At 60.7% G+C, this 13,162-nt stretch carries 8 protein-coding genes, 1 tRNA gene and 1 pseudogene; 3 read left to right on the plus strand and 7 right to left on the minus strand.

Annotated elements, in window-relative coordinates; all coding sequences use genetic code 11:
* The 7 genes and pseudogenes from EI28_RS15000 to EI28_RS11200 all read right to left on the minus strand — a co-directional run.
* A partial coding sequence (locus EI28_RS15000) for a hypothetical protein (protein WP_231476775.1) occupies positions 1-207 on the minus strand: 207 nt, incomplete at its 3' end.
* A gap of 748 nt (positions 208-955) precedes the next feature.
* Positions 956-1,717 (minus strand): ATP-binding protein, encoded by a 762-nt coding sequence (locus tag EI28_RS13225; RefSeq protein WP_052379736.1) that lies wholly within the window; start codon positions 1,715-1,717, stop codon positions 956-958.
* On the minus strand, positions 1,714-2,325 hold the full coding sequence (locus EI28_RS13230) for a helix-turn-helix domain-containing protein (RefSeq protein WP_197018501.1): 612 nt from the start codon (positions 2,323-2,325) through the stop codon (positions 1,714-1,716). The genes EI28_RS13225 and EI28_RS13230 overlap by 4 nt, the downstream gene beginning before the upstream one ends.
* A 398-nt stretch (positions 2,326-2,723) precedes the next feature.
* Positions 2,724-2,797, minus strand: a tRNA-Val gene (locus tag EI28_RS11185).
* 520 nt (positions 2,798-3,317) lie between these two features.
* The gene (mch, locus tag EI28_RS11190; RefSeq protein WP_048114897.1) at positions 3,318-4,265 is read right to left on the minus strand and encodes a methenyltetrahydromethanopterin cyclohydrolase; all 948 of its coding nucleotides are present in this window, start codon (positions 4,263-4,265) and stop codon (positions 3,318-3,320) included.
* A 49-nt stretch (positions 4,266-4,314) separates the two neighbouring features.
* Positions 4,315-5,459, minus strand: a pseudogene (locus EI28_RS11195) (ORC1-type DNA replication protein).
* 74 nt (positions 5,460-5,533) lie between these two features.
* The gene (locus EI28_RS11200) at positions 5,534-6,136 is read right to left on the minus strand and encodes a hypothetical protein (RefSeq protein ID WP_231476776.1); all 603 of its coding nucleotides are present in this window, start codon (positions 6,134-6,136) and stop codon (positions 5,534-5,536) included.
* Positions 6,137-6,458: 322 nt separating this feature from the next.
* Between EI28_RS11200 and EI28_RS11205 the strand changes: the two genes are divergently transcribed.
* The 3 genes from EI28_RS11205 to EI28_RS11215 all read left to right on the plus strand — a co-directional run bounded on the left by EI28_RS11205 (position 6,459) and on the right by EI28_RS11215 (position 12,892).
* Complete coding sequence (locus tag EI28_RS11205) at positions 6,459-8,006, plus strand: glycosyl hydrolase family 28-related protein (RefSeq protein WP_155937381.1); 1,548 nt, start codon at positions 6,459-6,461, stop codon at positions 8,004-8,006.
* Between the two features lie 238 nt (positions 8,007-8,244).
* Positions 8,245-9,897 carry a hypothetical protein gene (locus tag EI28_RS11210; RefSeq protein WP_048114899.1) on the plus strand — a complete coding sequence of 551 codons (1,653 nt, stop codon included), beginning with the start codon at positions 8,245-8,247 and terminating at the stop codon, positions 9,895-9,897.
* A 418-nt stretch (positions 9,898-10,315) separates the two neighbouring features.
* Positions 10,316-12,892 (plus strand): CARDB domain-containing protein, encoded by a 2,577-nt coding sequence (locus tag EI28_RS11215; protein ID WP_048114900.1) that lies wholly within the window; start codon positions 10,316-10,318, stop codon positions 12,890-12,892.
* The last annotated feature ends 270 nt before the right edge of the window (positions 12,893-13,162 follow it).

The raw sequence follows: 13,162 nt of genomic DNA on the forward strand, positions 1-13,162 counted from the left end.
CATTGATTCCCTTAACGACGAATAACCCTGTTCTTTTGCGCTCTCCTTAAGGGCATTATACACAAATTGACTCGTCGTGAGGTCAAGTGAATATGAACTCAGCGTAGCATCCGGGTTTACTTTTGTGTGGACCTCAAGAGTGAAGCAGCCGCAGGACAATACCAAAAATACAATTAAAATGCATAATATTGAGCGTTTTGCTCTCATACGGGGGATGTCGACTTAAAGGATATATAGGGCTTTCTTATCGACTCTCCAGAATATTCGTCCAAAATTAAATCTCCATTGTCTTTGAAGTGTCGAAGTTTGAACACAAAGACTCAGGTGGATTGAATTGATAGAGGTATCTTGACCCCTTTGCCAGAATAGTATCAAAAAGTTAATCTATCGATAAACAAGACTTCAAGGTCAGACTGATTGGCGTTTTATTGAATTATCGCCCTTCGTGTGCCTTGCCGATGAGTGAAAAAGAATATCTGACCCGTAAATCGAGGATCGATCCGAAGTTACGGGCGGCTGGTCCCCACCGAAGCAGAACTCGCCCGGCGGGAGGGGCGCGAGTACGAGCCGGCATCGGTCCTGCTTGAGCGGATACGGTCGGGGGAGAGAGCGAAGAAAGCGCGACAAGAATCTCAGTCCACGTTGACATGAAGGCGCCGGGATCTTCGGGAAGGAGATCTTCGACCTCGGAGAGCGGGAGGGAGATCGGTTCCCGCCGGCCACCGGGGTACAGCGCCACCTCGATCAGCCTTTTTGGCATCCTCGCCGGAAGCGGTCACGCTGCATCCCGCCCGGCGCTCATCCTCAATTGGTTTTCTTATCTATCGTATCGTTCATTCATCGTTCATTCATCGTTCATTCATCGTTCATGTATCCACGCCAGGTTGGGCATCTACCTTGTTTTCGGCCTGGATCAGCCGCTTATTCGCCGGAGCGCTCTGGAAATGCCTCCAATTCATCGTGCCCTCTCCCGCAGGATATATCGTGTATTCCTCCTCGACGTGCCCACCTGCTCCAGGATACCGCGGTCAACCAGGCCCTTGAGATCCCTGAAAGCCGTCGGTGCCGAGACGCCGGTGAGTGATTGATAGACACCGCTCGTGATACTCCCCTCGGCCTTGATCCGCTCCACCGCAAGGATCTGCCGTTCACTCAGTTCCATCTTCTGAAGATAACTCGCGCTCAGCGTATCCATCCGCATCGTCAGGGTGAACCCGAGCGAGGTGCTCGCGAAGGCGGGAACCGGCATACCGGCATCGCGGAAGGCCGTGATGATCCGCTCAACCCCTGACCCGTAGCGTTCGACAAGCCCGGCACGGTAGAAGATATCAGCAACCTTCGGGTTGCGGTGAAAGGAGTAGTGCTCCTGTATGATCATCTCAACGGTGACACCTTCGGGAAGATGGCCGGGATTGTGAAAGCGGATATGGTCGTCAAAGATCTTGACCTGCGTCTGGATCGTGTTGTTGAAGTAATCGCGGTGGATAAGCGCGTTGAGAAGCGCCTCCCGGATCGCCAAAAGTGGGTAGTCCCAGATCTCTCTCCTCTGGAAGGACTCTCGCATCGCCTCCTCTGAGATGTCGTACCTGACGCCGAGATACTGCTTGATAATCCGCTCGCCCTCCTCGAACTGCTGGAAGAGATTGCCCCCGATCTCGTGGTCGCCGATGATGATATCCGCCCGCTTGAACCGCCCGATCCGGAGGATGCAGTTCAAGAAATACCGCTGCGGGTTCTTGCCGAAGAGGGCGATGCGCCGTTGCTGATCCCTCCGTCCCTGGCAAGCCCGAGTCGAGAGAGCACTGTCTCTACTGATTCGGCCGGATCGACAGAAGTGAGTCGGCCCGTCGCATTTGCCCGTGCAAGGAAACGCCGCACCGTCTCTTCGTCGATCTCATCGAACGAGTACGGCCCGGTGACGCCGTCCCACTCAATGCTCTGCTGGAAGTACTCCCTGAGCTCGTCGGGGAGCATCTCGCGGGTTGTATCGCCGACACGGGTGTAGTACCGCCCGTCAAAGGCGACCGGAACGCGGCTCCGCTCGACAGTGACGATGACGATGGACTTCCCCTCGATCTCATGGATATCGATGACCGGATGAACGCCGAGCCGGGTGGTTATGCTGTCCGCGAGTTTCTTAACAGCGTTATTCCTCAGGTCGAGCCCGATGACGGCATGGTCATGGTCCCGGATTCCGATGACGGCGGCACCACCGGCGGTGTTGGCGAAGGCGGACAGGAGCCGGTAAAGGCTTGCGCTCACATCTTCCTTGAAGTCGATCTGCCGCCCTTCAAAGCGGGCGAGCAGGGAGTATAGGTCATCCACGCGCATCTCTCCTGATATCTTCCCTTTGTAGCATGGCGGAGCTCCTCTCCGGTTGCACGTTCTTCTGCATGCCTGATCGGGTGAAAGGCAAAGTTGCCGAATTTCCTCCAGGATGAATGGCAGAGCAATGGTAACTCTATTTTTCTGCTGAAAATTTCTTTGTTTGTGGGATGGGATTATGATTTCGGTTTTAAGGCCCTGCTAAACGAGGAGATTCAGGAAATAGAGGGATATACCTCAAAAGTCCCTATGGTGGTGCACGCCACCGTTGACTGTCCATCGTTCACCTCACCCCCTCCCCCACCGTGGCGATCCCCGGTGGGAGGCCATACCGGCGTTTGACCTCAGGCGAACGTGCAGGAGTGCTCAGAATCATGGGGGATATTCTACAAAAGGAATGGGCCTGCCCGGATTCGAACCGGGGATCTTCGCCGTGTAAGGGCGACGTCATGACCGGCTAGACCACAAGCCCCGTGGATGCCTTATAGTGTTTTGCACCGTGACGGATAAACGTGTTGCCTGCTCCTGATTCCGGGGACGTCGTGCGCGGCATCTCCTGTCCTTTGTGGCTCATGCTCGCAGGGATGCTTTATTGGAATAGGCGGGAAGGAAGTTCGGACTCTGCAGACTTCGCGTTCTTCGCGGCTTCGCGTGAGGTAGCTGGTGCAGATAGCGATACAGTCTCACGCGAAGAGCGCGAAGCCGCGAAGTGGAGTTGATCTCAGATAACCGATCTTCGCGCTCTTCGCGGCTTCGCGTGAGCTAACAGATTATAAGCGATGATACGGCCTCACGCGAAGAGCGCGAAGCCGTGAAGGGGAGTTGCTCTCAGATTAACCGATCATCGTGCTCTTCGCACCTGACGGTGCTCTAACTCCTTTCCCGCACCTTGCGGTGCTCAAGCTCCGTTCCTACGGAACGTCGCACCCTGCGGGAAAGTCGTTCTGCACGTGAGGTAATGGAGATTGCTGAGCCAATCACAAAAAAAGAGTTCAGATGAACCCGAAGGACTTCAGCGTCACTTCGGGGTTGACGGCTCCCACGTGGTAGATAGCACCCTCGGAGAGTTCGTTGATGACGACCTCGGCCGGGGAGAAGAGCGAGGTGTCGATCTGGTAGAAGTCGAAGTTGGCTTCCTTGAAGATATCGTAGAACGGTTTTCCGTATCCCTTGGACTTGTTGCTCGGGATCCGGTCCAGGTAGTCCTTGATCTCCGGGGCGTTCATCGTCAGCATGATGCTGCCGTGGTAGATCGTCGCGTCGTTGGTGCTGCCCATCGCCTTCGTGCCGTCCTTCTTGACGGGCGCGATCGGGGCGTGGCCGATACCGGCGGAGATCTTTCTCGTGTCGAATCCGAGCTCGTTCAGCTTGTAGACCGCGGTCTCGACGCAGCGGCCGGCGACCTGGATCGAGCCGACGAGGGAGGCCGTGGGGGCGACGACCGCGCAGGTGTTCGCCACGTCCACGTTGCAGGCCTCGGCGATGTTCTCCATCACCGCGGCGTTCGGGAGGTGGTCGCTCTCAAGACAGATGACCGCGTAGTCGAACTCGTCCTCGTAGTCGATGACCTCGTAGGTGTGCTTGGGCTTCAAGGAGAGCGCCCGTGCGGGGCCGCTGCCCATGGCGAAGTACTTGTTGACGTTGACCGTCCAGCCCGCCTTCTGGGCGCCGAGGCACGCGATCGACGGGAAGTCGGTGCTGACCTCGATGAACGGGATGGGGAACTCCTTGATCCGGCCCATCGTAATGTCGACCTCGCCGAGACCGCCCATGCAGATCTCGGTGAACCGCCTTCCCGTCAGGTACCCCCCGGTTGTGCTGACGCCGCAGTCAACGATGCGTGCGCCGTTGTCGAGCTCGTGCGGGACGGCATGAAACTCCTCGGCGTATTCGAAGAGCTCCTCAAAAATATCCAGTGCCAGTTCGTTCACGCTGAGCATGTGGAAAACCTCATCAGAGTACAAACGGTGGGGGAACAGATAAGGATTATCAAATCGATTGCTCCTGCCCCAGGTGCTCCAGCACGCGCCCGGGATCGTAACGGAGACTGATCAGCCTCGTTCGCCCCCTCCCCTGGCGGTAGTGGAGGTTTAAGAGCCGCATCGAATCGAACTTCTGAACGATCTCGTAGAATTTGGTGTAACTGACCCCGCCCACCTGTTCTTTGACGAACCGGTAGACGTCGCCGGCGTTCATCTCCGTATCGTCGCGGGCCGACATATCCGCGATCCTGGCCAGCACCTCCCGCTCCTCGGCCTTGAGCGCCCGGAGCGAGAACGCGAGGTGGAGATAGCGGGAGACCTCGTATGCCCTGCAGACGTCCTCCCGGTCGACCGACCGGCGTGCCTCCCGCTCGGCGTTCAGGGCCGCACGCTTCAGGAGATCGATGCCGACGCGGAGGTCGCCGCTCTTCATCGTCTGCTCCACCACCAGATCCAGCATATCGGCCCGGATGACGTTCGGGTAGAGACCCTGCAGGACGCGCTCCTCGAGGATGCCGTGGACCTCCTCCTCCGAGTAGGGAGGGAAGTAGATCTCCGTGGGGCGGAAGACCGACGCCACCCGTGCGTCGACCTCGCTCTGCAGGGTGACGGACATATCGCTGACGATGGCGACGACACCTATCCGGACGCCGGGTAGGCCTCGTGCGAGCGCAGCAGGGGATAGAGCACCTGGTTGATCTCGCTCTCGTAGAGGAGGTAGTTCGCGTCGTCGAGCGCCACCAGGAGCACCTGCTCCTCGCGCTGCAGCACTTTCGCTATGGCGTCGAAGACCTGCTTGAACGACGTGCCCGACGGCGGCGGCGGGTGCCCCGTGACGCGGCGGTAGATCTGGGAGAAGATGGCGAACTTGGTGTTGTCGATCTGGCAGTTGATGTAGACGGGAACGAGCTTCTTCGTGGTCTCCTCGATCTCGGCAAAGACCTTTTTGACGCTCGTCGTCTTCCCGGTTCCCGGGAGGCCGCGGCAGATGGTGTTGAGCGGCCTCGCCCCCCGCAGCCCGGGTTTGACCTGAAACGCGAGTTCCCGGATCTGGGCGTCACGGTGATTGAACTGCTCGGGGACATAATCGATCTCGAAGACCTCGGGGTCCCGAAAAAGCGTCTCGTCCCACATGAGCAGGTTCTTCTTCATTATACAATCCTCGGGTACGGTAGTATTTATATCCTCCAGGTTGGGATCTCCTCATCGCGCGGATCCTGCAGGAATTACGGCTGTTCCATGCACTTCTTGCAGAGTGTTTTGCTCATGAAGAGCCGGGATAGTTTCGCCTGTGATTTCGTCACTTCCGCCCCGCAGACCTCGCAGACGTCCTCCGCCGGGCCCTCCGGCGGCTTCGCGGGAGCCGGTTCCTCCGCCGGGGCCGCCTCCGGCTGTTCGGCGGGCTTCTCTTCCGGTTTCGCGGGCGGTTTGGGTGTCCTGGGGGGCTCGGGGTGCTCCGGGGCCGGCGGGATTGCCGCTGCGATGACCTCGGGCGGAGGGCAGGCTTTCTTCTCCTTCTCCTCCTCGCGGGGAGCCGGTTCCGCCACCGGGGCGGCCGGCTCAGGTGCCTTCTCCTCCGGGGCGGCTGCCTTCTTCTCCGGGGCGGGGGCCGCCGGCCTCGCCGCGAGAACCCGCCGCCGGTATGCGTCCACACGCTCGGCGGTCGCCTGATCGCCGCGCCCGACCCGGGCAAGGATCCCGTCGAGGAATGTGATAAGGTCGTCCACATCCTCGTGGGTCTCTACATCGCCCTCGACCTCGAGACGGAGATTTTCGTAGTTCTCGAGGTTGATGGTGATCCCGATGGTGACTTCCTTCTTGCTGGACATATATTCAGGTAAATATTGTATTCCATTATATACAATTCCACCGGCGACCCGCATCGCCCGGCCGTTCAGCCCGTCCGGCCGCATTTCTCCGTCCCCGGGACCGGAGGCGGTCCGGGCCGGCAGCCGGCGGCACGATGAAGATTGGGGTTTTTCCGGGTATCCGGTCCGGTTCCGCCCCCGGCCGGTGGGGGCGCCTGAAACCCCGCACATTGGGTTTATGGCTATTTCCGCCCGCATGGATTTTTATATCTCTGCCCCTATACGGGGGTGAAGTATCCGACACCTCTACCCGGTAGCCCGTATGATATGCCAAAGGAGCGTGATGACTACCCGCCTGCGTCAAAAAGCGTCAGACTCATCCCGGCCACGCCCACCCGCCGCGGACCTGCCGGTCGTTCTCCTGGTCGCCGGCCTCCTGCTCGTCCAGTGTGTTGCTGCATCCGCGGCGCCGATCGTTGTGGCGGCGAGCGACGGCAGCGCTGCAGCGAAAGCCCGGGCCGACTACGCCTGCGACGGCCTTGACGATCAGGCGGAGATCCAGGCGGCGCTCGCGGGACTCCCCGACGGCGGCACGGTCGTCCTCTCGGACGGCACGTTCAACTGTTCGGGAAGCCTCGTCCCCGCCGCCGGAGCGACGCTTCGCGGAGAGGGGCCGGAGAAAACGTCCATCGAGTTCAGCCGGAACGGGATGCTCAACGTCTCTGAAGAGCGCGTCACCCTGGACGGATTTCACATCCGGGGTTCTGGCTACGTGAATGCGAGCACGGACACGACCCTCGATCTCGACCAGTGGCTTGGGGTGCTCACCGTCTACGCAAGCCATGCCCGGGTCTGCAACGTCACGGGAACTGCGGATGCAAGCATCCAGGCGGTCTTCCTCCTGCTGCACAACCCGAACATCTACGCCCCCGTCCTCGAAGACGTCGAGTTCGTCGACTGCAAGGCCGCGGACACCGGGACCTATGGGTTCCTCCACAACGCCTGGGGTTCGGAGAACACGACGATCAAAAACATCCGCTACGAGAACTGCACCGCCGTCAACTGCGGGAGCGACGGTGCGTTCAACCAGTGGGTAACCGGGTTCAACTTTGCCGAGTTAAACGACATCGAGGGCCTCCGGGTGACGGACTGCCTTGCGGACGGCAACCTGGAGTCCGGGTTCCACTTCGAGTGGGACCCGAAGAAGCGGGACTGCGTCTTCATCGACTGCGTGAGCCGCAACAACGGTCGAAAACCCTATCCCGACGACTACCTGGTGGGCGACCCCGACTTCTTCGGGGCCGGCTTCTACCTCCCGGGAGGGGAGGTGACGCTGGTGAACTGCCGGGCGGAGGGGAACGGTGCGTTCGGGTTCTTTGTCATCAACCCGGAAGGCACGCTCCTCTACAACTGCACCGAGAGCGAGACCGGTCGCGACTCGATCGCCGGCGACCCGAGAAAACCCATATCCTACTGCATCCTCCAGTCCCTGCCCGTCTCGCAGAGCCCGTCCATCGTGATGGACCACTGCCGGAGTCTCGATTCGTACGGCTGGGGCCTTTTTGTCTGCGGCACGGAGAACGCGCTCATCAGGAACTTCACCATGACCGATCCGGCGGGCATCGACGGGATCGGGGCGATGCTCGGGTGCCCGTCCGGCGAACTCCCGGTAAACTCGACGATCGATGCGGGCATCTCCGACTCGGCCATCGATCTCGCCGCATCGGGAGACCGGCCGCAGACGCTGATCTCCATCGTAAACAACAGAAACGTCGTGTACTCCGGGAAGATCGTCTCCGATGCCCTCCGCCCGGTGGTGGTCGAGTGGACCCTGGCGGGGGGAGCGGACCTGACCGATCTCGAGGTCCTGCCGGCCGGCGGCACGGCATAGGTCTCCGGGGCGCCCGGGCTGCGGGAGGCATCGTGCGCGGAGATCCCGGGGCTGCGGAGCCGGCGGTTCCTCTCCCGGCCCCCGTGCGGAACCCTTCGATGAGGGCGAGTCGGCTAAACCCTTAAATGGTACTTCCGTGCCATAGGGGTACGATCCGGGGTGGAAGGCGTCACCGGGCTCTCGCGACCCCGTACGATCCCCCGGCAACGTCGAAGAACAACAAGCGGGTCGTAGCTCAATGTCGGCAAGACTGCAGTTGGGAGAGAGAGAACGGCGCATCCTCATCGCCGTCGCGATCATACTCTTGGTGATCGTCGCCGTCGTGCTGATCCTGCATTTCTACCCTCCGGTTCCGGTGCCCCCGCCCCCTCCGCCCCCGCCGATTACCCCGATTCCCACGACTCCGGCGGTGCCCCCGGAAATTGCGGGGCCGACGATCGTCGTTGCGGCAAGCGACAGCAGCGCTGCGGCGAAAGCCCGGGCCGATATCGTCTGCGACGGTACCGACGACCAGGCGGAGATCCAGGCGGCGTTCGATGCGCTATCCTCGGGCGGCACGGTCGCTCTCCTCGAAGGCACGTTCAATTGCGCCGGGAGCATCTACCCGCGTGCGAACTCCATGCTCCGCGGAGAGGGGGCGGACGCGACGTTCATCGAGTTCACCGATAACGGGCGGCTCCTTGTCTCGCAGGAGTCCGCCACGCTCTACAACTTCCACGTCAGGGGCACCGGATACCCGAAGACCGGAAACGACCTCTGGCTCGGCGTGGTCACCATCTACGCGAGCCACGCGAAGGTTCTCGCCGTCGAGGGGACCGCGGATGCCAGCACCCAGGCGGTCTTCCTCCTGCTGCACGACCCGGACGTCTACACCCCGACCCTCGAAGACGTCGAGTTCGTCAACTGCAAGGCCGCGGACACCGGGACCTACGGGTTCCTCCACAACGCATGGGGGGCGACGAACCGGGTTATCCGGGACGTCCGCTACGAGAACTGCGTCGCGATCAACTGCGGGAGGCGCGGTGCGTTCAATCCCTGGGTGACCGGGTTCGACTTTGCGGAGCTCAACGACATCGAGGGCCTCCGGGTGACGAACTGCCTTGCGGAAGGCAACCTGGAGTCCGGGTTCCACTTTGAGTGGGACCCCGAGAAGCGGGACTGCATCCTCAAAAACTGCATCAGCAGGAACAACGGGCAGAAGACTTACCCGGCAAAAGCCTACCGCGAGGACGACCGATCCACGCACTACTTCGGGTGCGGCTACTACGCCCCGCGTGGGGATATCACCTTCATCGACTGCTACTCCGAGGGGAACAGCCGGCACGGGTTCTACGCGACGAACGGCGGCAAACTCTACAACTGTGTCGATCGAAACGTCGGGGCCGGGAAGACCGATTACCGGATCGTCCAGCCGGCATCGTTCTACGCCGCCCCGACGCGATCGATAACCCCGTCCCTTGTGCTCGAGAACTGTTCGAGCATCGACTCGTACGGCTACGGCCTCCATATCGACCTCGCAAGCGATGTCCTGATCAAGAACTTTCACCTGGAGAATCCGGCCGGAATCGACGGTAAGGCGACGAACCTCGGAGGATCGCAGGGCGGGCCGCTGGCCAACTCCGTGGTCAACATCTACGCATCGGGCGACAGGGCCGAGACGCTGATCTGGGCAAGGAATAACGAGAACGTCGAGTACTCGGGCAGGATCGTCTCGGACTCGGCAAAGCCGTTCGTGATCGAGGGCGATCGTACGCAGAACGTCCGGATCAAGGATATGGAGATCGTCTCCGCGAACCTCGCGCCGTTCACCAACGGCGTCATCCTCACGAATACGGTCCCTGCCGGTGCGGTGACGTTTGAGAACGTGGCGGTCACTTCGTGCGCGTTGTGATCGGCCCTGCGTCCCCGGATCACCGGTGCCGTTTCTCCGGTCGATCCCACTGCGGCAGGGGTGCGGCAGGGGGGTGGTTGCCGCCGCGGCCGACCGGGCACGGGGCGGCTCACGATTCCGCGAGTTTTATAATAATTGCTGTATTATAATGGGTATTCCGGCCCCGTTCATCCGTCCGGAATGGCCCCGGGGATCCCCGGCCAAGGTGCGTATTCTCCGGGGCCCACGCGCTAAAGTTGGAGTTAATATATATGCTTTATTGTCGAGACGCAAATTTCAGAAATGCTGTAAATCAGCGATTATCTCAAGAATGCATGGTTTTTTTAAAAATTGAATCTCTCAAAATTGTCCTTTTTATTTAAAAAACCTTTTAAAATACGGCTATCAGATAATGCAGTATCTCCCCAGAGGTGAGATAATGCGAGATAGACGGACAACGAAGCTTCTCATTGCAGTGTTCCTGATCGTCGGGCTCGTCCCGATTGTCGGAGCGCTCGAAGCGACTCCCACCACGATTGTCGCGGCAAGCGACAGCAGTGCGGCCGATAAAGCGGCGGCTGCCTACGTCTGTGATGGAGTCAACGATCACGTGGAGATCCAGGCGGCGCTGAATGCCCTGCCGTCATCCGACGGTATTGTCCTCCTCTCCAGTGGTACATACAACTGTGCAGGGATCATTTCTCCCAAAGCAGGCTCCACCCTCAAGGGGGAAGGTGAATCGGAGACGAAACTTGTCTTCACCCGCGACGGGCGGATCAACGTCGATCGCGAGTACGTCACGCTGGACGGGTTCCACATCAAGGGAACCGGGTACAGCAGCGGCGTCAAGTGGCTCGGCGTGATGAACGTCCGGGCAAGCCACGCGAAGATCCACAACATCACGGGTACCGCTGATGCAAGCATCCAGGCGGTTTACCTCCTGATTCACGACCCGACCGTGTATGCCCCGACCCTCGAAGACGTCGAGTTTGTCAACTGCAAGGCCGTGGACACCGGGACGTATGGGTTCCTCCACAATGCATGGGGCTCGACGAACATGGTTATCAAGAACGTCCGCTACGACAACTGTGCTGCGATCAACTGCGGCAAGTTTGGCGTATTCAACCCCTGGATTACCGGGTTCGATTTCGCGGAGTTAAACGACATGGACGGCCTTCGCGTGACGAACTGTCTTGCGGAAGGCAACCTGGAGTCCGGGTTCCACTTCGAGTTCGACCCCAAGGTGACGAACGCCGTTCTCGAGAACTGCGTGAGCCGCAACAACGGGCAGAAAGCCTTCCCGACGAAGGCCTACAACCCGAGCGACATGTCGACCCACTACTTTGGGTGCGGCTACTACGCCCCGAACTGTGACGTGACGTTCAACAACTGCGTCGCGGAGGGCAACTCCATGAACGGGTTCTACACGACGAACGGCGGGAAGCTCTACAACTGTGTCGAGAAGGACACCGGCATCGGGAGAAGCGACTTCTCCTACCGGGTGCCTGCCGGCTACTACAGCATCCCGACCCGCTCGGTCAACCCCTCCACGGTGCTCGAGAACTGCACGAGCATCAACTCGAACGGCTACGGCCTGCAGGTCGACCTCGCGAACAACGTGAAGATCCGGAACTTCCACCTGGTCGATCCGATCGGGTACAACGGCAAGGGATCGAGCCTCGGCGGCACGAACGGCCAGTTCGACAACTCCGAGGTGAGCATCTATGCATCCGGCAACCGCGTTGAGACGCTGGTCTGGGCGAAGGAGAACATTAACACCGTCTTCTCCGGTCAGATCGTCTCCGACTCGGCAAAGCCGTTCGTGATCGAGGGCTACAGGACCAAGAACGTCCTCGTGAAGGACATGGAGATCGTCTCAAAGACCCTCCCCGCCGGCTCCCCCGGCGTGACCATCGTCGGCACGGTTCCGGCAGGTCAGGTGACCCTTCAGGACGTGAAGGTGACGTCCACCGGCTCGCCGGTGCCGACCCCGACCGTGACCCCTGCCGTCCCCGCCACCCCGGCTCCCTCCGGGAAGCCGGACCTCGTGGTGACCGACATCTCCTGGACGCCGGCAGACCCGGCCTCCGGTGATGCGGTGACGATGAAGGCCACGATCAAGAACCAGGGCGACGCCCCGACGCCTGCGGGCGCGAAACACGGCGTCCTCTTCACGTTCGACGACGGTGCCGCCGGGCCCGGTGTCTGGTCCGATGCCCACACGGCATCGATTGCCCCCGGGTCCTGGGTCACCGTGACCGCGAACGGCGGCTCAAGCGGTGCAACCTGGAAGGCCGTCGAGGGCGCCCACACCGTGAAGGCGCACGTCGACGACGTCAACAGGATTGCGGAGTCGAACGATGCGAACAACGTTCGCACCGAACAGATCACGGTCTCGAAGACCGCGTCGGGGTCTACCCCGACCCCCACCCCCACCACGCCGGCTCCCTCCGGGAAGCCCGACCTCGTGGTGACCGGCATCTCCTGGACGCCGGCGAACCCGGCCTCCGGTGATGCGGTGACGATGAAGGCCACGATCAAGAACCAGGGTACCGCCCCGACGCCTGCGGGCACGAAGCACGGTGTCCTCTTCACGTTCGACGACGGTGCCGCCGGGCCCGGCGTCTGGTCCGACACCTACACCTCGGCCATCGCCCCGGGCGCATCGGTCACGCTGACCGCGAACGGCGGCTCAAGCGGTGCAACCTGGAAAGCCGCCGACGGCACGCACACCGTGAAGGCGCACGTCGACGATGTCAACCGGATCGCCGAGAGCGTTGAGGACAACAACGTCATGAGCAAGGAGATCGTCGTCGGAAGCCTGCCGGTTCCCGTCAGGGGCGACCTGAACGGAGACGGCAACGTTGACTGGGCCGACGTGACGATCGCCGCCGAGATGGCGCAGAAAACCACTCCGTCCGACCCCGCTGCCGACGTTAATGGAGACGGCACTGTGGACTGGAAGGACGTTGCCCTGCTCACCGATTTCTTCTTCGGCAGGACCTCTTCTCTCTAAAGCGTCTACCTGGAGGAGTGGTTGATCCCTCCCCTCCTCCCGGTTTTGCCACAGGTGCCGCCCCGTAACACCTGTACAGTACGTGGTCATATTGGTTATGGACGGGTTTTTTCACCCCGTCCGGTGAGCGTTATCTGCTGCCGCATCGTGCAACACGGCCCTGAGAGTTCTTTCCTCGAGAATCTCCGGCTCTTCCGGGGCCGGAGTGGTGGATACATCTATATAGGTGTCGACCGATACTGGCGACCGAATGGCAGTAGCACTCCCGAA

The sequence above is a fragment of the Methanoculleus sp. MH98A genome (assembly GCF_000691865.1).
Taxonomy (GTDB): Archaea; Halobacteriota; Methanomicrobia; order Methanomicrobiales; family Methanoculleaceae; genus Methanoculleus.

Bases quoted from the DNA above. Each gene is read 5' to 3' on its own strand.
- mch (WP_048114897.1), bottom strand. From the start codon at position 4,265: ATGCTCAGCGTGAACGAACTGGCACTGGATATTTTTGAGGAGCTCTTC.
- EI28_RS11215 (WP_048114900.1), top strand. From the start codon at position 10,316: ATGCGAGATAGACGGACAACGAAGCTTCTCATTGCAGTGTTCCTGATC.
- EI28_RS11210 (WP_048114899.1), top strand. From the start codon at position 8,245: ATGTCGGCAAGACTGCAGTTGGGAGAGAGAGAACGGCGCATCCTCATC.
- EI28_RS11200 (WP_231476776.1), bottom strand. From the start codon at position 6,136: ATGTCCAGCAAGAAGGAAGTCACCATCGGGATCACCATCAACCTCGAG.
- EI28_RS11205 (WP_155937381.1), top strand. From the start codon at position 6,459: ATGACTACCCGCCTGCGTCAAAAAGCGTCAGACTCATCCCGGCCACGC.